Source organism: Lichenicola cladoniae, from assembly GCF_013201075.1.
GTDB lineage: Bacteria > Pseudomonadota > Alphaproteobacteria > Acetobacterales > Acetobacteraceae > Lichenicola > Lichenicola cladoniae.
Genome location: NZ_CP053708.1, coordinates 89117 through 110000, shown reverse-complemented (window position 1 = coordinate 110000; position 20884 = coordinate 89117). Strand labels below are relative to the sequence as shown.

The 20884-nt window shown below is 64.3% G+C and carries 18 protein-coding genes (1 of these 18 only partly in view); 10 read left to right on the top strand and 8 right to left on the bottom strand.

The annotated features are described in order from the left end of the window. From clpB to HN018_RS00475, 8 genes are all read right to left on the bottom strand, one after another. Nucleotides 1-853 carry the 5' end (the start) of an ATP-dependent chaperone ClpB gene (gene clpB / locus HN018_RS00510; protein ID WP_171837163.1) on the bottom strand. Its footprint begins 1745 nt before the window's first position, so the window shows 853 of its 2598 coding nt (coding positions 1-853); its start codon is at nucleotides 851-853; its stop codon lies beyond the left edge, outside the window. Between the two features lie 288 nt (nucleotides 854-1141). Further along, nucleotides 1142-2260 (bottom strand): redoxin domain-containing protein, encoded by a 1119-nt coding sequence (locus tag HN018_RS00505; RefSeq protein ID WP_171837164.1) that lies wholly within the window; start codon nucleotides 2258-2260, stop codon nucleotides 1142-1144. An 87-nt stretch (nucleotides 2261-2347) separates the two neighbouring features. Next, a complete protein-coding gene (locus HN018_RS00500; RefSeq protein ID WP_171837165.1) occupies nucleotides 2348-2740 on the bottom strand; it encodes a flagellar biosynthesis regulator FlaF in 393 nt (130 codons plus the stop codon). 67 nt (nucleotides 2741-2807) lie between these two features. Continuing rightward, nucleotides 2808-4094: a flagellin gene (locus tag HN018_RS00495; RefSeq protein ID WP_171837166.1), complete on the bottom strand. Its 1287-nt coding sequence runs from the start codon at nucleotides 4092-4094 to the stop codon at nucleotides 2808-2810. 60 nt (nucleotides 4095-4154) lie between these two features. Further along, nucleotides 4155-4559 (bottom strand): flagellar biosynthesis repressor FlbT, encoded by a 405-nt coding sequence (locus HN018_RS00490; protein ID WP_172443414.1) that lies wholly within the window; start codon nucleotides 4557-4559, stop codon nucleotides 4155-4157. Nucleotides 4560-4643: 84 nt separating this feature from the next. After that, a complete protein-coding gene (locus tag HN018_RS00485; RefSeq protein ID WP_171837168.1) occupies nucleotides 4644-5717 on the bottom strand; it encodes a flagellin in 1074 nt (357 codons plus the stop codon). 7 nt (nucleotides 5718-5724) lie between these two features. After that, a complete protein-coding gene (locus tag HN018_RS00480; RefSeq protein WP_171837169.1) occupies nucleotides 5725-7260 on the bottom strand; it encodes a flagellar hook-associated protein FlgK in 1536 nt (511 codons plus the stop codon). 80 nt (nucleotides 7261-7340) lie between these two features. Continuing rightward, nucleotides 7341-8666 (bottom strand): flagellar hook protein FlgE, encoded by a 1326-nt coding sequence (locus HN018_RS00475; protein WP_171837170.1) that lies wholly within the window; start codon nucleotides 8664-8666, stop codon nucleotides 7341-7343. 1089 nt (nucleotides 8667-9755) lie between these two features. Between HN018_RS00475 and HN018_RS00470 the strand changes: the two genes are divergently transcribed. The 10 genes from HN018_RS00470 (at nucleotide 9756) to HN018_RS00425 (ending at nucleotide 20818) form a co-directional block, all read left to right on the top strand. Beyond that, complete coding sequence (locus tag HN018_RS00470) at nucleotides 9756-10769, top strand: flagellar hook-length control protein FliK (protein ID WP_239479366.1); 1014 nt, start codon at nucleotides 9756-9758, stop codon at nucleotides 10767-10769. Between the two features lie 18 nt (nucleotides 10770-10787). After that, nucleotides 10788-11537 carry a flagellar hook assembly protein FlgD gene (locus tag HN018_RS00465; RefSeq protein ID WP_171837172.1) on the top strand — a complete coding sequence of 250 codons (750 nt, stop codon included), beginning with the start codon at nucleotides 10788-10790 and terminating at the stop codon, nucleotides 11535-11537. 145 nt (nucleotides 11538-11682) lie between these two features. Further along, on the top strand, nucleotides 11683-13326 hold the full coding sequence (gene fliF / locus HN018_RS00460) for a flagellar basal-body MS-ring/collar protein FliF (protein ID WP_171837173.1): 1644 nt from the start codon (nucleotides 11683-11685) through the stop codon (nucleotides 13324-13326). Beyond that, nucleotides 13326-14327: a flagellar motor switch protein FliG gene (fliG, locus tag HN018_RS00455; RefSeq protein WP_171837174.1), complete on the top strand. Its 1002-nt coding sequence runs from the start codon at nucleotides 13326-13328 to the stop codon at nucleotides 14325-14327. Before fliF ends, fliG begins: the two co-directional genes overlap by 1 nt. A 1-nt stretch (nucleotide 14328) precedes the next feature. Then, a complete protein-coding gene (locus HN018_RS00450; protein ID WP_171837175.1) occupies nucleotides 14329-15015 on the top strand; it encodes a FliH/SctL family protein in 687 nt (228 codons plus the stop codon). Then, complete coding sequence (fliN, locus tag HN018_RS00445; protein ID WP_239479365.1) at nucleotides 15005-15328, top strand: flagellar motor switch protein FliN; 324 nt, start codon at nucleotides 15005-15007, stop codon at nucleotides 15326-15328. Before HN018_RS00450 ends, fliN begins: the two co-directional genes overlap by 11 nt. A 40-nt stretch (nucleotides 15329-15368) precedes the next feature. Then, the gene (locus HN018_RS00440) at nucleotides 15369-16751 is read left to right on the top strand and encodes a sigma-54-dependent transcriptional regulator (RefSeq protein WP_171837177.1); all 1383 of its coding nucleotides are present in this window, start codon (nucleotides 15369-15371) and stop codon (nucleotides 16749-16751) included. Between the two features lie 3 nt (nucleotides 16752-16754). Then, nucleotides 16755-18869 carry a flagellar biosynthesis protein FlhA gene (flhA, locus tag HN018_RS00435; protein WP_171837178.1) on the top strand — a complete coding sequence of 705 codons (2115 nt, stop codon included), beginning with the start codon at nucleotides 16755-16757 and terminating at the stop codon, nucleotides 18867-18869. 42 nt (nucleotides 18870-18911) lie between these two features. Beyond that, a complete protein-coding gene (locus tag HN018_RS00430; RefSeq protein ID WP_171837179.1) occupies nucleotides 18912-19976 on the top strand; it encodes a flagellar biosynthesis protein FlhF in 1065 nt (354 codons plus the stop codon). After that, nucleotides 19973-20818 carry a nucleotide-binding protein gene (locus tag HN018_RS00425; protein WP_171837180.1) on the top strand — a complete coding sequence of 282 codons (846 nt, stop codon included), beginning with the start codon at nucleotides 19973-19975 and terminating at the stop codon, nucleotides 20816-20818. The genes HN018_RS00430 and HN018_RS00425 overlap by 4 nt, the downstream gene beginning before the upstream one ends. The last annotated feature ends 66 nt before the right edge of the window (nucleotides 20819-20884 follow it).

Here is a 20884-nt window from a genome sequence, read left to right as displayed (position 1 = left end):
CCAGCGTGTGCATCTCGTCGATGAACAGGATGACCTCGCCGGCCGCCGTCTCGATCTCCTTCAGGACCGCCTTCAGCCGCTCCTCGAACTCGCCGCGGAACTTGGCTCCGGCCACGAGTGCCCCCAAGTCGAGGCCGAGGATGCGCTTGCCTTTCAGCGCCTCGGGCACGTCTCCGTTGACGATCCGGAGGGCCAGCCCCTCCACGATCGCCGTCTTGCCAACTCCAGGCTCGCCAATGAGCACCGGGTTGTTCTTGGTGCGACGCGCCAGCACCTGGATGGCGCGACGGATCTCCTCGTCGCGACCGATCACCGGGTCGAGCTTGCCGCTGCGGGCGATCTCGGTCACGTCGCGGGCATACTTCTTCAATGCGTCGAAGCCTGCCTCGGCGTTCTCGCTGGTCACCTTGCGGCCCTTGCGCATCTCGGCCAACGACCGCTCGAGCGCCTGCTTGGGCACGCCGGCCTGGACCAGTGCCCGGCCAGCGGGCTGATCGGAACCGGCAAGTGCCACCAGCAACCGGTCCTGGGCAACGAAGCTATCGCCCGCCTTCTGGGCATCCTGTTGGGCAGTATCGAGGATGCGTACGAGTTCGGGAGTGGCCTGTGGATGGCCGGCACCGGCCCCCTGCACCTTCGGCAGCCGTCCCATCTCCGCCTCGACCGACAACCGGGCTGCCTGCGGATCACCGCCGGCAGCCCGGATCAGCCCGGCGGCGGCACCCTCCTCATCGTCCAGCAGCGCCTTCAGCAGGTGCTCCGGCGTCAGCTTCTGGTGGTACTCTCGTAGCGCGATCGTCTGCGCAGCCTGCAGGAAGCCGCGTGACCGCTCGGTAAACTTTTCCAATTCCATGGCCCTGTCCCTCTTTCTCAGGCGACTGGTTTCGCGGACCAGCCTGAATGGCGTCCCTCAAGAGGCAACGCCGGCTGGACCAATGCATAGGAATTTAGATGGTGATTGCAAATGCGTGCTCAAGAGTGGGAGCAGCGCTTCGCTTGCGAAACGCCTCCGAAAGCCAGCCCGACTGTGTGGCCGCCATATGCAGGGGAGGACGGTCATCCACGCTCGATCGGCCTTGATGTCGCCCGACATTTCGGGTGTGCAACGGCATCCGAATACCGGAAGGATGGAGCACTGGGGCTACGCGACCGGACTTTCAGCAGCACGAGCCGCCAGCGCCCGATTTGCCTTCTTCAGCTTCGCCGCTTCCGCGTCATAGACGAATGGCAGGCAAGCCAGCCGCCGACCGGCTGTTACCGGCGTGACCAGGTGCATGAGCGAACAGGCGAAGATGATCGCGCCGCCGGTACCCGGCTTGAACCCGCGTCGACTGAACTCGGGAAACACAAGCTCACCGCCTTCAAAGCCTTCGTTCAGGTTGATCGACACGGCAAAGCGGCGATGCTCGGTCGCTTTGACGGTGTTATCCCGGTGCGCCCCGAAGCATCCACGATCGCTGGAATCATAGGATGCCAGGATCAGCCGCTCGAGTTCGGTCGCCTCGAACTGATAGGCTTTTCGGATCTCGGGTACCACCCTCCGAACGATCCGCGCCTGTATCTGTTCGACCAGGCCACGGTGACGAACCTGACAATCCCGCCGGCGCTTGAAGCCGGTATCGGTCACTATCCGGGACGGGCCGTCTGCGCCCTGGGTGAACACCCCGGACGGCTGGCTCTCGGACGTCTCGTAGTAGTCGATCAACCTGCTGCAAAACTCAGGCTCGAACACGTCCGGCAGCATCAGCACCGGAACCGGCTGTTCAGGTGTCGGCACATCGAGCGACGGCAGACGCCCCAACAGTTCGACGATCCGAACCGCCGCGTCCGGGTCATCCACGAAAACCCCACGGACCCTGAGCAGCGGATCGAGCACGTACCAGAGGTTACGGCCCTCGCCATCCGCGTCAGGCCCAGCCTGCTGAACCGAACGGCTACCGTACAGCCGCCCAACCAGTCCGTCATGATCGAAAAAATACCGGATGCCGGGCAGATCCGCCTGAAGCCTCGCCTGGCTCTCGTCTGCAGGATCGGCGCTGACCCCAAAGAAGCTTGCCTGCCTGTCATCGAACAACTGGCGATTTTCGGTGATGACCCGCAATGCAGCGTGCGTCAGTGGATCGCCCGACGAGACGAACAGGTAGAGCACTATGTAACGACCACCGGTCATGTCGAACGTGTAGTCACCGTGATGGGTCGTGCAGCGCTGCCGGAACCAGGGCGCCGGATCACCCACAAACAGCGACGCGTAACTGGTCATGTCGGGCACTTCCTGTGGCACCGCCTGAAGTGCGGCCCACCTATTATGCCCCCGGCGAGGATGGCCAGGCAAATCGGGGCGACGTGCCTAGCCAGCCATAACAAGCCTCATATGGGCGGGGACAGGGCCCGAATCCTCCCGAGCGGTGCGAAGTCCTGCGATCATGTCCTCGTTGACCTGCAAGAGCGCGGTGACCGGGCGATCGTCACCCATGGAGGCTATACTGGTCCGGACCGCCCAGAAGCCGACCGTGGCAAGGTCCGCCTTGAGGATGTCCGGCAAGCCATTGCTAGAGCTGCCGATATCCTTCAGCAGCATCGACCAGAGCTGCTGGTTCTTGGCCAGGGCCCGCATGCGCGTGAGAGCGTCACCATGTTCCGACAGCATCCGGTTCACGAAGACGAAAGCCGCCGCCTCGGTCTCTCGCGGCGATAGCGCGCCACCTTCCGATCGTCGATACTGGCTGGCGCCGTACTTCATGGATGAACCCGTTCATTCGATGGCAGGGACAGGCCGAGCGCCGAACGCCCGGCCCGTTGCAGAGCAGCTAGCGGAACAGCGAGAGGATAGACGAGGACTGCGAATTCGCGATCGACAGCGACTGGATCGCCAACTGCTGCTTCGTCTGCAGCGATGTCAGCCTGGCGCTTGTCGCCGACAGGTCCGCATCGGTCAAAGCACCGACGCCCGACGTCAACGCATCGCTGAGATCGCTGGTGAAACTCTGCATCCCGGTGATCTGCTGCGTCGTCGCGCCCAGGTTGCCACTGATGCCGGTCATCTTGGTAATCGCACTCTGGATTGTGGTGATCACGGCCTCGCTGGCACTCAGCGCCGTTCCATCATCGATGCTGGTGGCACCGCCAGCTGCCAGGTTGCTTTTGGAAGCGGTAACCCCCTGACCAGTCACGTCGATCGACCCATTGCTCTGGGTAACCGCATTATAGCCATTATTATTCATCGCCGACACTAGGCTACCCAGCATCGTACTTGTCGACTGGGTGGTTGCATCGACCAGCACCACCACGACATGATTCGCGGTCGCTCCGGATGTTTCCACAGACTGCGCAGCGGTTGTGCCGTCGCCGAATTCGAACGTCGTCGTCGTCCCATCGCCGTTGGTCAGGACGACGTTGTTCCCAGCTGCGAAATCGGTGGCGGCCAGATCGGGGCTGGTGCTGATATTCAGACCCGTGGCGGCGCCAGTGAGGATCGACTGGGCTGTCTGTCCGGCTGCGGCCGTTCCGTTTGCGATCACCGTGCCATTCGCCGACATTCCGGTCGTTAGCCCGAGTGCATCAGTCAGAGTCACCGCATTAGGTGTCGTCGCCGTTGCCTGATTGGCGACGGTAAGCACATTGCCTTGCAACCCTGTCACGACGTTCAGGTTTGCATTCGTAACCGTGCTCCCGGCGTCAGACGCCGAGGTCAGAAGGTTGATGCCGTTGAAGGTCGAGTTTCGCGCGTAGTCATTGATCTGGTTCAACGCATTGGACACTTGGCTCTGCATCGTCGAGAGCGAAATACCGGTCGTACTGGCCGTGGTGACGGAAGCTTGCAGTGTCTGTAACGTCGCGATGATGTCGGCAGACGCCTTGCTGGCCGTGTTCACGACCTGAGAGCCGAAAGCAAGGCTGTCGGATACAGCCGAGAGGCCGGAAATATTACCCATCATCGACTGCGAGATTGCATAAATCGCCGGGTTGTCGGATGCGGAGGAGACCTTCTTGCCGGTTGAGACCTGGCTTTCGGTGGCGTTCAATGCGGCGGTCGTCGCCGACAAGGATTCGAGCGCCGCCATCGCGGCCGTGTTGGTATTGATCGACAATGTCACGGTGATGTCTCCTGTAAATAACTAGATCATCAGCACACCATGAAAAGATTAATGGAGTGTCTATGACCTTTCGGATTCAGAGATCGTATCCGTCTTTTCATCGCGTATCATCATCCGCAGGAGCTTCAGCGCCTTATAGAAGTCTTCGGCTTCGAAGGCATCCGCGACAGCGCCCAGCGTGATTGCGGCATCGCCAACCACCGCCCGCTGCAACTCGGCCAACCGGGCGCGGGTATCGTCGGTTGCCCCGGCACGGTCTTCCACGGGACCGACATAGGCAATCTGGAGCTTATAGTACAAACGCCGCATCGACGTTTCCGCTTCCTGAGCGACCATGATCTGCTTGCCGAACAGGAAACGTGCATGGGACACCAGCTCGATCCGGCACTTGTTTCGGAACAGTATGGTCGCTCCGTTGACGACCATCATCTCACCCTGCCGTAGTTCCAGAACGAGATGAGACATGCAGCACCGTATTCTCGCGACAACCCGATCGCCGCCGACGCAGGCGGACCATGACCCCATTAGATTAACAAACCCTTTTGGAACTCAGAGATATGCGGCCAGCGACATGCCCTTCATGTCGGCGATCAGGCTATAGGACGCCTGCAACTGGTTCTGCGTCATCGTCAACTGGACGGACAGGGCTGCCGGATCGCTATCCTTGACGAGGCCGAGCTGCTTCGTCAGCGCATCGCCGAGCTGCCCGAGCGAATTGCCTTGACTGGCCATTTGCGCCTGTGTCTGACCCAGTGAGGCGACCGTGAGGTTCAGGCTACTGCTGACGGCTTGCATCTGGGACGCCGTATCGGCTACCAGGGTCGAGAAACCGCTACTCGATGCGTTGGCCTGGTCGAGGCTGCCGACCACCGCAAGTCCTCGCATCAGGTCGCGAATGGAAGAGCCTGTCGACGTCGCGCTGGCCGCACCCCCTTGCGTGGCAACGAACCCCACCGTGACGTGCTGCTGGTCCCCCACCGTGACACTATGACCGGTCGCGGCAGCCGTGGTCGTATCGACGCTGAGGGCACTCGAAAAGACCGACTGCCCGGGACTGTTGTCGGAGGCCGCCGCCACGCTTGCAGTTTCTGTCGCCGCAGCACCATTGGTCGCCACACCGGCCACGCTGGCTGCGATCGTCTGGAAGAAGCTGCTGCTGGTGACGGATGACGGGTCTGGAACAGGCGCCGTGTCCGAAGCATTGCCGCCAAACACATATTGCGACCCGTTCTGCGTATTGAGCAGCGAGGCCAGCTCGGTCAAGGATTGCCGAGCCTGCGAGGCGGCGAGCGAGACATTGATCGCGGTGGTATTGCCCTGCAGGCCGATCAGCGATGTCTGCAGATTGCTCGTGATCGTCGCGATCCGCGACATCACTGTCTGGGTGACGCTCAGCGTGTTTTGTGCAGACGTGATGTTGCCTTGCCACGCCACCACCTTGGTGATTTGTGGTTGCAGGCTGAGCGCCACGATGCGCTGATCGCCGAGACCCGCATAGCTGTCCGAAACGACACCGGACGTGAGCTGGCCTTGCAGCGACGCGTTCTGTGCCGTCAGTCGATCGACCGCCTCGGTCAGCAGCAACATCGACATGGGCGCCGTGGCCGCGTTCTGTATGGTCATGATCGTCTCAGTTCGTCGCGTTGAGCAGGGCGGAGAACATCGACTGAACCGCTGCAATCACCTTGGCGTTCGCCGCATACGCATTCTGCAACGCGACGATCGACGACATCTCGTCATCCACCGAAACTCCCGATACCGACGCCACCTTGGCACCGAGCGAGGTCTGGATGACGGTCTCGCTAGCCAGTCCGGTCGTGACCTGGTTGATCGTCGACGCCTGCGCGCCGGTCAGCGTCGAGGCCAGCGACGTCAGGCTCCCGCCACCGGAGTATGGCGACGACAACGCGCCGTTCAGCCCGAGACCGGTCGAACTGGCCGATGGCTGTGTCACCCCCAGCTGAACCTGGGCCCCGAGGGTAAAGTCGAGCAGCCTGTCGATCAGGGTCGTATCCGCCGTCCCGCGGCCGGCATTGACGGTGAAGCCGGACGCGCCGGTGGTGGTGCCGGTGACGTCGTGACTGCCGTCGCGCACGATGCTGGGATTGGCCGAAACGGCGGGATTGACCTGGATGACGTTGGCAAAACCGACCTGACCGGCCGGCGACGGTCCCGTACCGCCGCTGCCGGGCAGGTTGCCACTGCCATCGGTGAACAGGGTAAGACCCTGGCTGTCGAACCGTGAGGCCAAAGTTTGGGAGAACGAGTCCAGTTCGGCCTGCATGGTCGGCAGCGTGGTGTCCCGGAGCACGATGTTGGCGCCGAGGGCACCACCGGTCAGGCTGCTGGTGACATCCCGGCCATCGAGGGTGATCGCCGGGATCGAATCCGGATAGACGCTCGACACGGTGACGGTCGCATCCGACGTCGCAAGCGGTCCTTCGGTCGAACGGGTGGGCAGGGAGAGACCGTTCGCCGTGCTGACCAGCATGTCACCGTTCGCCGTCTCCTTGAACTGAACGGACAGGACATTCGACAGCGAAGTCATGGCCACCGCGCGCTGGTTCTCGAGGTCGGCGGTGCTGATCCCGGTGATCCGGCCCTGGGCGATCCGGTCGGACAACGACCCGATCGACGCGAGACTGGCATTCGCGGTCGCCACGTCATCGAGGGCCGCATCCTGCGCAGTCTGGCGCTGGGTCTGGTAGGCATTCGCGGTCGTTCGAATGTTCGATGCCAGCGATCCCGCAGCTGCCAGCACCGCCTGCTGCCCGGCCGCATTGGTCGGGTCCGCTTCCAGCGAGATCAGGCTCGTCTGCAGGTTACCGACGGTATCGGACAGTGTCCCGCTTATGCCAGGCAGGGAGCTGGTCGAGCCCTGCAGCGCCAGAATGGGGGCCAGATTGGTGTTGGTCGCGATCAGGGCCGCCACTGTCGCGTTCTGCGCATACAGGCTGGCCTCCAGCGCAGTATCGACGACCCTCCCGGTCAACCCGGTCAGCACGCCGCCCGGCTGCCCCCCGGAGGTACGGGAAGAGACGGACGCCGTCTCCTTCGCATAACCCGCAGTACCGGCATTCGCGACATTCTGCGATGCGACCGCCAATTCCGCCTGAAGCGCCGACAGGCCGCTTGAAGCAATCGACAACGACGAGCTGAGGCTCATGCAAAATCCTCGACCGGTTCGACACGCGCTTCCTGAAACCGTATCCAGGATGCATGTCGATCCTTAATGAACGGTAAAAATTATTGCTTCATGGACAGCACGGTCTGCAGCATCTCGTTGGCGGTGGTCACCACCTTGGCACTCGCACCGTAGGCCTGCTGCGCCGTGATGAGTTTGGTGAGGTCGGTATCGAGGCTGGTGGTGGAGTTCTCCACAGACCCTATCTCGAGATCGCCTGCGCCGTTCTTTCCGGCCAGGGTGATGACTGCGGCACCGGATCCGGACGTCGCGGTAAAGGCCTCGCCGTCGGACGCCGAGAGCGCGTTTGCGTCAGCAAACATCGCAAGAGGAACTTTTCCGACAAGTTGAGTCTGATTATTATCGAACGATGCCAGGATATTCCCATCGGACGTCATCGAGATCTTCGTGAATACGCCCGACGTGATACTATCGCTGCGAACGGTTGCGGCCGCACCCGTCCCGGCCGTGTTTGTCTGCATCGTCGTGCCGGATGAAGACCCGACTGCGCCGAGCGAAATCGTCATCGGCTGCGAAACACCGCCGAACGTCGCCGGTAGCATCAGAGTTGCGGCGGCTCCGCTGGTCGTCGTCGCGGCGCCGTATGTTGCCGGCGAGGTGCCGATATTGTTCTGCTGCGCAACCGAGCTGATCAGGCCGTTCGCGTCGAACTTGACCTTCGCCGAAGTGTTCGGCGTTGACGCGCCATCCAGCGTACCTGAGACCGTCCATGACGCGTCGGCTGGTGAATAGGCCCAATTGATCGCGAGGCTATGAGGCGTGCCAGTCGAGTCATAGACCGAGATCGTCGAGTTGACCGCACTACTTGTCGCTGACGTATCCCCGGCGGCGACGGAGCCAGGTAAAGTCGCCGCATCGGTTATCGTGGTGGTCTGAGTCGGGCGGAACGTAACGTCCGCGACATTGATGGTCTGCAGAGAATTTGTGTTGAGCACGCCCTTCGAATCAACCATGTAGCCGTTCAGGTATTCATTCGACGAGTTGACCAGGTAGCCAAGATTGTTCTCGGTAAAATCACCGTTCCTTGTATAGAAGGCGGTATCCTTGAACGCCTTGACACCCGTGGTCGAGTCGCCGCTTTCCTCATTGACCGAAAAGAACCCCCGCCCCGACACAGCCAGTGCCAGAGCATTGGAGCTTGATGTGATCGTGCCTTGCGCTTCATTCTGCGAAGCGGTCGTGGCCAGGACCGTTCCGGCCGTGCCCTGGGCCGCACCGGACGTCAGGACGTAGTCCGAAAAATTGGTGTTCGTCGCCTTGTAGCCGACGGTCTGACTGTTCGAGATATTGTTGCTGATATCGGTGAATGCGTGCGACTGCGCGGACAAGCCGCTAACGGCCGTGTTGAGTGCGCCCATGATCGACATGTCTGGTTTCCTAACTGCGCACCCCAAGAAGCGTGCTCAACCCTGGATTTGCAGAAACCGTGCCAAGTCAAAGGGGCGGCTAGCAGCGGTTTTGCCATGTTCATCCGCATGAAGAACAAACGAATTCCGTGCCGGGCGGCAGTTTATGCCGGGCAGTTCTTGCCCCTCCCGCGCACTATGATGTACCCCGTCGCCTGAGCCGACGCATATGTTGATGTGGCCTGTGTCTTGCACATCGACCGGATATAGGAGCGTCTCATGTCAGCCACTCAACCAGATCCGCTTCATTCTATCGCAACAAGGATCGCCAACGTTCTTTCCAGCCCCGCCGGAACAAACGCGACGTCCAACAACACTACGGCCCGGTTCGCCGCGCATCTCTCGGCGATCTGGTCTGGAACCCCGGACGCGGGCGCCATGACAGGACCTCCTGAAAAGCCAGGCGGCTTATCTTCACTGGATCTTAATGAGCCAGCTGTACCGTCCCCATACATGCAGGCATCGAAACCCCGAGCCGGACTTGTCGGAACAACGGACTCCGCAACTCCGTCTCCGCAGCCAAGCGGACATACGAGCGTGTCGCGGCTCGAACCGGAGGCAGGCCGCCTGCAACCACCAGCGGCCGACAAATCAACGGCCCCGAGTCTGTCGGCAGACGATCAACGGTCCGGTCCGCCACCGAAACCAGTTGCCGATGTTTTGGAACATCCCGGGACGGCGGCGGCTCGTCCGGCCAACACCGCAAAGGTTGCGGACAACATCAAGAGACATGACGTCGATCAGAAGCCCGGGGCGGCCAGAAAACCGTCCCGTATCCACGCTGAGGCACCGCCCGACCCGACATCGAGTGCGACCATGCCGACGCCCCAGTCGAACGCGTCGCCTCAAATCCAGCCTGATCCAACGACGTTACCCGCAACGCCACCGATGGCCAATGATGGCGATGTTCGGAGCCTGCATCTGCAGGCGGCAAGCGATAGGCCCCCGCCGGCCACAACCCGATCGTCCTTCGATCTGTCGACCCCGTTCGTATCGCCACAGGGAAACCGAACCCCCACGGAGCTATCTGCAACGGCACCCGTGACCGTCATGCCCGTCGGCGTCGCAGACCCGGGAGGCCGTCACGATGCGGCGCCGAAAACCGGTGGCGCCGGCATTTCCCTGACCGTGACCTACGTGCCGATGGCGGCTTCCCCGACCACACCGCCGGACCCGGTCGTTCTTGCCGAGCAAGATCCGGGACATCAAGTTGCAGACCCTCTGAACCCGCTTGTCGATGCCCCACTCCCTGCACGGAACGCGACAAGACTGCAGCGTTCATCACCGGACCTCGATCTAGCAGGCGAGATCGATCCACTGAAGTCCAAGCCTGCGAAGGAAGCCTTGGACCTGGCCGGTATGGCGCTGATCGCACCGGGCACGCCCGAGATCACCACCATGCCGGTCGGATCCGGAACAGCACCGCAGCCCGGTTCGGCACCGGGGCCGGAAGCTCTTGCACAGCCGAATGTGACGGATCCTGGCGGGGGCGCCGGCGCTCCGGCACAGGTCGGGAATTCACTGCTGACGCTGGCCACCGGGCCCGACGGCAGCAGCCAGATGACGCTGACCCTTCATCCGAAGGAACTTGGGACAGTCCACATCCAGCTCGACCGGACCGTGAACGGAGCGGTCCGGATCGTCGTTACCGCCAGCGAGGCGGGGACACTGCGCAGTCTCATGGGCGATCAGGCGCAGCTGCACGCGGCACTCGACGCTGCATCGATCCCTTCGGCGGGCCGCCATCTCAGCTTCGAGCTCGGGCTTGCAGCCGTCCCGGCCGCCGCTCCCGGTCATCCTGCATCGCCGTCGGTCATCGAACGAATACAGGACACGGCGTCGGCATCGCAAACGGATGCCGGAACGAACGTCGACATGTCGGGCTTTCAGGGCGCCGATGCGCAGGCGGGTGGTGGTGGCCGCGATCCGGCCAGTGGCTTTTCCCAAAACGGCCGGACTTCCGACACTTATCCGGACGCAGGCGAGACCGACCCCGGCCCGACGGGATCGATATCGCCGGGTCTCGTCCAGCGATCGTCGAGCCGCATCAACATCACTGCCTGACCAGCGAAGGAGCACGCCATGAGCACGACCATTACATCTGCAACCGACCTTATCCAAGCCGCCGAGCTGGCGGCCAAGAAGGCGAACGCAGCTAACACCGCCGCAGCGACCGCAAGCTCGGCGACCGACGATAATGGCGACGCGCTCTCGTCGCTGACCAGCAACTACAACCAGTTCCTGAGCCTGCTAACGGCACAATTGTCGCACCAGGACCCGACCAGCCCGATGCAGACCGACAGCTTCACCAGCGAGCTCGCCCAGTTCGCGGGGGTCGAGCAACAGATCAAGACCAACACCAACCTGACCCAGCTGCTGTCGCTGAACCAGGATACTGCCGTCAGCCAGAGCACGTCGCTGGTCGGCCGCCAGGCGGTCGTGGCATCGACCCAGATACCGCTGCAGAACGGCACCGGGGAACTCCAGCTGAACCCGATCGCCGCCGGCTCCACGGCGATCGCCATCACCAACTCCGCAGGCGCCGTCGTCAGGACCCAAAGCCTGGATGTCACCGCCCAGACCACCGACTGGAAGTGGGACGGTAAGGACGATTCCGGCACCGCGCTTGCGAACGGCACCTACGATGTTGCGGTGGTGGCTGCAGACGGCAGCGCGGTTCCATTCAACGTCATCGGCACCATCACCGGCGTGACCAAGAACGCGTCCAACGGCGTCAATGTCCAGATGGGTGGAACGACGGTGGATATGAGCAAGGTGATGTCGCTGCTCGGCACCGCGACCGCGAGCTCAGGCACGCAAGCGACATCCTGATCCCGAGTCCCACCGCCAGGCAAAAACTGCCGGGCGGTTAAGGCCCCGGTAAGGATGGGCTGTCATTCTTTCCAGGTCGGCAACAGGCCGATTTCTGGAAAGAGACCATGACTAGGTCCTGCATCCTCACCAAAGTCTCTTCCGCATGAACCCGCTTCTCGAGGGGCTAAAGGCCCTCGGTCCAGCCAAGCTCGCCGCCATGGCGGCCGTTGCGATCGGCATCCTGACGATGCTGGCCGTGCTGGTGTCGCAGGGCGGCGCTCGGCCGCAGATGGCGTTGCTGTATGGCGATCTCGATCTGCATGAGGCCGGCCAGATGGCGGAGCAGCTGGAGAAGGCGCACATCCCGCACGAACTCGGCTCGCAGGATGATCGCATCCTGGTACCGTCGGATCAGGTCGCTGCTGCCCGGCTGCTGCTCGCCAAGGGTGGCCTGCCATCGGGGGGCTCGGTCGGTTACGAGATCTTCGATCGCGGCGACAACCTGACCGCAACCCAGTTCGAGCAGACGATCAACCAGACCCGCGCCCTGGAAGGCGAGCTGGCCCGCTCGATCCGCCTCATCACCGGCGTTCGCGGGGCCCGCGTGCATCTCGTGCTGCCACATCGCGAGCCGTTCGCGTCCGAGCAGATGCCGGCGCAGGCGAGCGTGCTGCTGTCGATGTCCGGAGCCGCCCGCATGGATCCGGAAGGCGTGCAGGCCGTCCTCAATCTCGTCTCCGCCGCCGTCCCCGGCCTCAAGCCGCAGAACATCGCCATCATCGATAATCGCGGCAGCGTCCTGGCCCGCGCCGGCAACCCGATCGCCGGCAGCAGTGCTGCGCAAAGCGTGGACGAACTGCGCCAGTCCACCGAACTGCGACTTGCCCGGGCCGTCGAGGAGATGCTCGAACCATCCCTCGGCGCCGAGCACGTGCGCGCCGAGGCCGCGGTGACGATGACCAGCGATCAGGTGCGCGAGACGCAGGAAACCTTTGACCCCAGCCAGCAGGTGCTGCGCAGCCAGCAGACGGTGTCGGACAAGAACCGCAACAGCGACGGCGCCACAAATACTTCGGTCCAGAACAACCTGCCGAACGCGAATGCCGGCCAGACACCATCCGGCAGCCAGGGCGACCGGCAGGAGGAAACCAACAACTACGAGATCGGCAAGACCGTCCGTACCCTGGTCCGGGATCAACCGCGCCTGACCCGTATCAGCCTCGCCGTCATGGTAGACGGCACCGTCTCGAAAGGTGCTGACGGCAAGCCCGCCTGGCAGATCCGGAGCAAGGACGAGCTCGACCGGATCTCCACATTGGTGAAAAGCGCGATTGGCTACGATGCGAAGCGCGGCGACATCGTCACCGTCGTCTCCATGCCGTTCACGGTTCGCGATCTCCCCGAGGCACCAGCCCCGGCTGGCCTGCTCGGGCTGCATCTGGACCGTGAGGACATCGTGCATATCGGGCAGAACCTGCTGCTGGGCACCTTCATGCTTCTCGCCCTGATCCTGGTGGTCAGGCCGATGGTTCTGCGCCTGACCACGGTGCCTGCGCTGATCGCCGGCCCGACCATCGGCGGCACCGCGCTGGAGGCCGGCCCCATGCTGCGTCCGGCGCTGAGCGGGCCGGCCCACGCGACGGGCGATGACCAGGCAATGCTCGCCGATCAAAGCCTGATCACCCTGGCCAACATCGACGGACGCCTGCGCGCAGCCTCGATCAGGCAGATCGTCGACCTGGCCGGGCGGCACCCGGAGGAAAGCCTCACCATCGTTCGTGGATGGCTGGCAAAGGAGCCGACCTGATGAGCACCGTCCAGCTTCCCGGCGTGCAGCGCGCGGCCATCCTGATGCTGGCTCTCGGCGAGGAGCAGTGCAGCCAGCTGTTCGCGATGATGCACGAGGAGGAGATCAAGGAGATCTCGCTGGCCATGGCCCAGCTCGGCAGCGTCAATGCCGACACGGTCGAATCGCTGTGCGCCGAATTTTCGCAGAGCATCAGTTCGGCCGGCATGCTGGTAGGAAGCTTCGACAGCACCGAGCGCCTGTTGCAGAAGTCGCTGTCCCGCGAACGCGCATCGCAGATCATGGAAGAGATCCGCGGTCCCGCCGGTCGAACAATGTGGGACAAGCTCGGCAACGTCAATGAAGCCGTGCTCGCAAACTACCTCAAGAACGAATATCCGCAGACGGTCGCGGTGGTGCTGGGGAAAGTCAAAGCGAGCCATGCCGCGCGGGTTCTGAGCCTGTTGCCCGACAGCTTCGCGATGGAAGTGATCATGCGGATGCTGCGCATGGAAAGCGTCCAGAAGGATGTCCTCGACAGCGTCGAGAAAACGCTCCGGTCCGAGTTCATGTCGAACCTGGCACGCAGCACGCGCCGCGACAGCCACGAGATGATCGCCGAGATCTTCAACAGTCTCGATCGCCAGGTGGAAGGCCGGTTCATGTCGGCGCTGGAAGAGCGCAGCAGGGAGGCGGCGGAACGGGTGAAGTCGCTGATGTTCACCTTCGACGACCTTGCCCGCCTGACGCCGGATGCGGTGCAGAAGCTCATGCGCGCCGTCGAGAAGGACAAGCTGACGATCGCGTTGAAAGGCGCCTCGGACGAAATCCGCACGCTGTTCCTCGGCAGCCTGTCGGAACGCGCGGGCAAGCTGCTGCGCGACGATATCGCCCAGCTCGGGCCGGTGCGCCTTCGCGATGTCGACGATGCGCAGTCGCAGATCGTCCTGATCGCAAAGGAGCTTGGCGGCCAAGGGGAGATCGAGCTGAATGAGCATCAGGACGAGCAGATGGTCACCTAGGATGAGGCACCGTTCCCTGTCCGGTGTGCTGTATGCGGAGGATTTCGATGCTCCGCTGCCTGCCGCGACTGCACTGCCGGCACCACCGCCCTCGCCCGTCGTCGTCGTGGAACCGAGCTTCAGCCTGACCGACCTGCGGCAGGCGACCGAGAAGGCCGAGCAGGACGGACGCGAACTCGAGCGTCATGCCGCCGAGCTCGGCATGACGGCACGCAGGGCGGATGCCCTGGTCCGGGTGGCCGATGCGCTCGGCACCGCCCGCACGGATCTGTCACGGATTGCCACGGAGGCCGCCACTGCGACGGCGGATACGCTCCTTGCCATGGTGGCGGCCGTACTGCCGTCGTTTGCCGCCTCGCAGGGGCACGACGAGGTGCAGGCTCTGCTGCGCCTGCTGGTTCCGGCGATGTGCCGCGAGCCGCGCCTGACCGTTCGCGTGCATCCATCGCTGCTCGAATCCTTGGCGGAGGATACAACCGGCCTGCTCGCGGACGGGCATGCCGTCATCGACTGGATCGGATCGGACAGCATGCTGCCCGGCGATGTCAGCGTGCGCTGGCAGGACGGCATCATGGTGCGCGACACGAACGCCCTGTGCGCCAAAGTTCGAGACCTGATCATGCCGGCCCTGCGCCCGGCGGACTCTCCCCGATCGATACCGCTCAAGGAACACCATGATGGCGAATGAACTCGATCTGACCGAGCTCGCGGAGTCACCTGCACTGCAGGACAATGGCGTCCCCCGAAACGCGCAGGATCTCGAGGCGGTCTACGACATCTCGGTCACCGTCAGCGCCGTCCTGGGAAAGTCGACCATGCAGGTGAGCCAGCTGCTCAAGCTGGGCCGCGGTGCCGTGGTCGAACTGGATCGCAAGCTTGGCGAGGCGATCGACATCTATGTGAATAACCGCCTGATCGCCCGCGGCGAGGTAGTCATGGTCGACGACAACCGGCTCGGCGTGACGATGACCGAGATCATCAAGTCGGAACGGGGATTCTGATCATGACGGTTCCCGCAACCACCGGCCTCGCCTGGACGAAATGCGCGTCCTGATCATCGGGTCGCTGGGCGGTGAGCTTGGCAAGGCGGCGCAAATCGCGGCCGCAAGAGGCGCGCAGCTCGACCAGGCCGACGATGTCGTTGCGGGCCTGGCGCGGCTGCGACGCGATGCGCGCTTCAAGCTCGTCCTGTGCGAACTCGGGCTTCCGATTGCGGACCTGGTGCAGGGCCTGATCCGTGAACGCATCAGTGTGCCGGTGATCGCCTGCGGCGCGGAGGACGACCCCGATGCGGCGGTTCGTGCGGTACGGGACGGGGCACAGGATTTCCTGCCGCTACCGCCGGACCCCGAGCTGATCGCCGCCATGCTGGAAGCGGCATCCGGCGAAAGCCATGTGCTGATCGCGCGGGATCCGGTGATGCTCGCAACCGTCCGTGCCGCCGAGCAGGTTGCCCGGTCGGACGCATCGGTTCTGATCACCGGTGAATCCGGGACCGGCAAGGAGATCGTGGCCCGGCATATCCATCGCCGTTCGCGTCGCGCCGAAGGTCCGTTCATCGCGTTGAACTGTGCCGCGATCCCGGAGCATCTGCTGGAATCCGAACTGTTCGGGCACGAGAAGGGCGCCTTCAGCGGTGCCATCGCCCGTCGGATCGGCCGGTTCGAGTCGGCGGAAGGCGGCACCTTGCTGCTCGACGAGATCAGCGAAATGGATATCAGGCTGCAGGCCAAGTTGCTGCGGGCGATCCAGGAACGCGAGATCGACCGGCTCGGCGGCCAGACCCCGGTCCGGGTCAACGTCCGCATCCTGGCGACAAGCAATCGGCAACTGGCCGCGGAGGCTGCCGCAGGACGCTTCCGCGAGGACCTCTATTTCCGCCTCAATGTCGTTGGAATCGAGATCCCGCCGCTGCGAGCACGGCCCGGCGACATTGCGGTGCTGGCCGCCCACTACGCGCGCCATTATGCCCAGGCCAACGGCATCGAGCCGCCGCTGCTGTCCGAGGCATCGCTGCATTGCCTGGTGGCATATTCCTGGCGCGGCAATGTTCGCGAACTGGAGAACATCATGCACCGGGCCATTCTGCTGGCCCAGGGGCCGATCATCGAGCCTGCGGACCTCGGCCTTCCTGCACTGCCGGGCCAGCCGAAAGCTGCCGCCTTGCCGAACCAGGCCGAGACGCTCGACGCCTCGCGCGGCATCTCCGGCCTGGTCGGCCGTCGCATGGACGACGTCGAACAGGCGCTGATACTTGAAACGCTCTACAGCACCGCCGGCAACCGGACGCACGCGGCGACCATTCTCGGCATCTCGATCCGCGCGTTGCGCAACAAGCTGCGCGACTACGCCGATCACGGCGTTCCGGTGCCGCGTCCGCTGGCCGGGCTCGGCGCCCCGGTCAATACCGGCGTGGCGGCCTGACGCATGAGCGACGCCACCACCGCTGGCAGACCGGCATTGTGGCTTCCCAGGTTCGCCATCCTGTCCGGACGGTGGCGGAGCTATCTGCCCGGGACCGACGTGGGCCTCGCCCTGGCGGTGGTGGCGCTGCTGTCCGTGCTGATCCTGCCGCTGCCGACCCTCATCCTCGATCTCGGGCTGGCCCTTTCGGTGACCGCCTCGGTGCTGGTCCTGATGGTCGCCCTGTTCCTGAAGCGCCCGCTGGATTTCACCAGCTTTCCGACGCTGCTGCTTTTGACCACGCTGCTGCGTCTGTCGCTCGAGGTCGCGACCACCCGCCTCATCCTCAGCCACGGCAACGAGGGACCGCTCGCCGCAGGCCATGTCGTCGCGGCGTTCGGCGGGTTCCTGATGGGCGGCGACGTGGTGATCGGCCTGATCCTGTTCACCATCCTGCTGATCGTGAACTTCATGGTCATCACCAAGGGTTCCGGCCGGATCGCCGAAGTCGCAGCCCGCTTCAGCCTTGATGCGATGCCGGGCAAGCAGATGGCAATCGATGCCGAGCTGTCCGCCGGCGCCATCACCGACAAGGTGGCGCGTGTGCGCCGTCGCGAACTCGAGGAGGAAAGCGGCTTCTACGGCGCCATGGACGGTGCCGCGAAGTTCGTGCGCGGCGACGCGATCGCCTCGCTGCTGATCACCGTCATCAACATCATCGGCGGGCTGGCGATCGGGCTGCTGCGGCACGGGATGGCCTTCAGCGACGCGGCAGCCACCTTCACCACGCTGACCGTCGGCGACGGGCTCGTGTCGCAGATCCCGGCCCTGCTGGTCTCGACCGCCTCCGGCATCGTGGTGACCAAGGGCGGAACCGAGGGTGCCGCCGACGTCGCCCTGGTCCGCCAGCTCGGTGGCAACCCGAAGCCGATGGCCATGGCAGCGGGCGCTGCGGCGGTACTGGCGCTGATGCCGGGACTGCCGGCGCTGCCGTTCCTGGTGCTTGGCGGGCTGGCCGGCGGTGCGGCCTGGATGCGCCATCGCAATCCGATCCGCACCGACGCCGAGGACGAGGCGGCGGCGATCGTGACCACCGCGCCGTCCGAGCCGCCGATCGCCGAGGCGATGCGGATCGACATGATCCGGCTCGAGCTCGGCTACGGCCTGCTGCCGCTCGCCGGTGGCGACCAGCCCAGGCTGACCGAGCAGATCCGCGCGCTCCGCCGCACCATCGCCACGGAAATGGGGTTCGTGCTGCCGCCGGTGCGTATCCAGGACAACATGCAGCTCGGCTCGGATGGCTACTCGATCCGGATCAAGGAGATCGAGGCCGGCAAGGGCGAGTTACGGCCGACGCGCTTTCTGGTGATGGACCCGCGCGGCGGCGTGCCCGATCTGCCGGGAGAAAAAACCACCGAGCCGGCATTCGGGCTGGCCGCACTGTGGATCGATGCCGCACACCGCGAGGAAGCGATGTTCCGTGGCTGCACCGTGGTCGATCCGGTCAGCGTCCTGACCACGCACCTGACCGAGACGGTTCGCGAAACCATGGCCGAGCTGTTGTCCTATTCGGAAACCCAGAAGCTGCTCGACGATCTGCCGCGTGAGCAACAGAAGCTGGTCGCCGACCTCATCCCCTCGCAGATCTCGATGGGCGCGGTGCAGCGCATCCTGCAGGCGCTGCTGTCGGAACGGATCTCGATCCGCGACCTGCCGACCATCCTCGAGGGCATCCAGGAGGCATGTGGCGCCGGGCTGAGGGCGATTCCGTCGGTGGTGGCGCATGTACGTGTGCGGCTCGCGCGGCAGATCAGCGACGCGCTGATCGGCAGTGGCGGCTACATCCCGCTGATCTCGCTGTCGATCGAGTGGGAAGAGACGTTCCTGAACAGCCTCGTCGGACCGGCGGAGGATCGGCAGCTGGCCATGCCACCCAGCAGGCTGAACGAGTTCATCGTTCGCCTGCGTGCCGCACTCGATGCTGCGGCATCGGTCGGCGAATCTCCCGTCGTGCTCACCAGCAGCGGCATACGCGCACCGGTCCGCGCGATCGTCGAACGGCTGCGCCCGGCGACACCGGTGCTGGCCCAGTCCGAGATCTTCCCGCGTGCACGGATCCGGACGATCGGGACGATATGAGCATCGTGCACCGCCTGATCCCGACATGCTGGAGCAATCTCCGTGCATATTAGGATATTCCGGGCACCGACGCTGGCGGCTGCGATGGCACAGGTGCGCAGCGAACTCGGGCTCGATGCGCTGATCCTCGGCACCAGGAGCGAAGACGGTCTCGTCCATGTCACCGCGGCTCTCGAACCGGAGGACGAGCCGGACCTTCCGGTGTCGTCGAGGATGGAGCTTCAGCCCGATCCCGTCATCGGGATGCACCCAGGCGACGGGCTCGGCCGGCATGGCCTGCCGCCGTTCCTGCTCACCGCACTTCGGCAGGCTCCGCTGGAAACCAGCTGCAGCCGCCTGTTCCGTTTCACCAGGCTGCCGCTCGATGCGGACGCGCCGCCCCTGCTGCTGGCGGGTCCGCCTGGCGCAGGCAAGACGCTCACGATCGCCAAGCTCGCGGCACGCCTGGTTATGGAAGGGCATCGGCCGCTCGTCATCACCGCCGACGAGCAGCGGGCCGGTGCTGTCGAGCAGCTCGCTGCCTTCACCCGGTTGCTCGGGCTGACCCTGATCGCGGCAGGCCGGCCGGACATGATCGAGCGCGCCCTGAGCCGCCGCGAACCGCTTTCGCCGGTGCTGATCGATGCACCCGGGCTCGATCTGCTGGATCCGGTGCAGGAAGAACTGCTGGTCGGACTGGTCGCCGCGTCCGGTGCACGGATCGGACTGGTGCTGCCTGCAGGCCTCGATTACGCGGAGGCGGCCGAGATCGCCGTGGCGCACGCGAGGATCGGCGCGGAACTGCTGGTTGCGGCCAGGCTCGACCGCAACGGCCGGCTGGGCGGATTGCTCGCCGCCGCCCACGAGGCCGATCTCGCCCTGACCGAGGCCGGGATCGGCAGCGGGATCGCCGACGGATTGACCCGGTTCACGCCCGCGCTGATCGCCGCGCGCCTCGGTGCGATCGCACCGGACAAATTCATGACGCAGGCCGCTTCGGCACCCTCTGTTTTCGTCCAGGCACCTCTTCGGGCCATCCGGGACGAGCCAATCGGAAGTGCACTCGCACTGCACATCGCTGCACAGGCAGGCACGAGCCGCCTGTCCCAATGGAAGACGAACCCATGACGGCAATGCTGCAGCTCCCGGTGCAGGACGCTGGTCGGCCACACAGGTCTTTACCCCACCTGATTGCCATCGCATCCGGAAAAGGCGGGGTCGGGAAGACCTGGCTGGCGATCTCCCTGGCTCAGAGCATGGCGCTTCGCGGCCACAAGGTGCTGCTGGTCGACGGCGACCTGGGGTTGGCGAACGTCGACATCCAGCTTGGCCTGACCCCGAAGCACGATCTGTCGGCGGTCCTGTCCGGGCGAATGCAGCTGGCGCAGGTCATCGTCCGCCATCGATCGGCCGAACGCCCGGACGCCGCGTTCGACATCCTGCCCGGACGCTCCGGTGCCGCATCGCTCGCCACGCTGGACCTCGGATTGCTGGATCGGCTGCTCCGTTCCGTCCGCCAGTTGCACAGCTACGATACGGTGCTGCTGGACCTGGGTGCCGGCATCGATCCGATCGCGCGGTTCATGGCAGCTTTCGTGGACACGCTGGTGGTCCTGTCGACCGATGAGCCGACCGCGCTGACCGACGCCTATGCGGTCCTGAAACTGCAGGCGCGAGACCGGGCAACTCGTTACACTAACGATTCGTCCGCCGGACCGATGCCCACCCCGGCGGACGTGCGCCTTGTCATCAACCAGGCCGGAAGCCAGGCCAGCGGCCGTCGGACATACGAGGCACTTGCCCGGGCTTGCACCATTTTTCTCGGCCATGCGCCGGTGCTGGCCGGCATCATCAGGCGGGATGGCCACGTCGCCGATGCGATACGCCGGCAAACGACGCTGCTGACCCGGCATCCCAACACGCCGGCAGCGGAAGATGTCGATCGGATCGCCAGGGCCCTGTCCAGCTGACCTCCTGAACTCACGGTTGCCGTCACGGCTATTCTGCACGGGATTTTGTATTGCTCCCATGCTGAA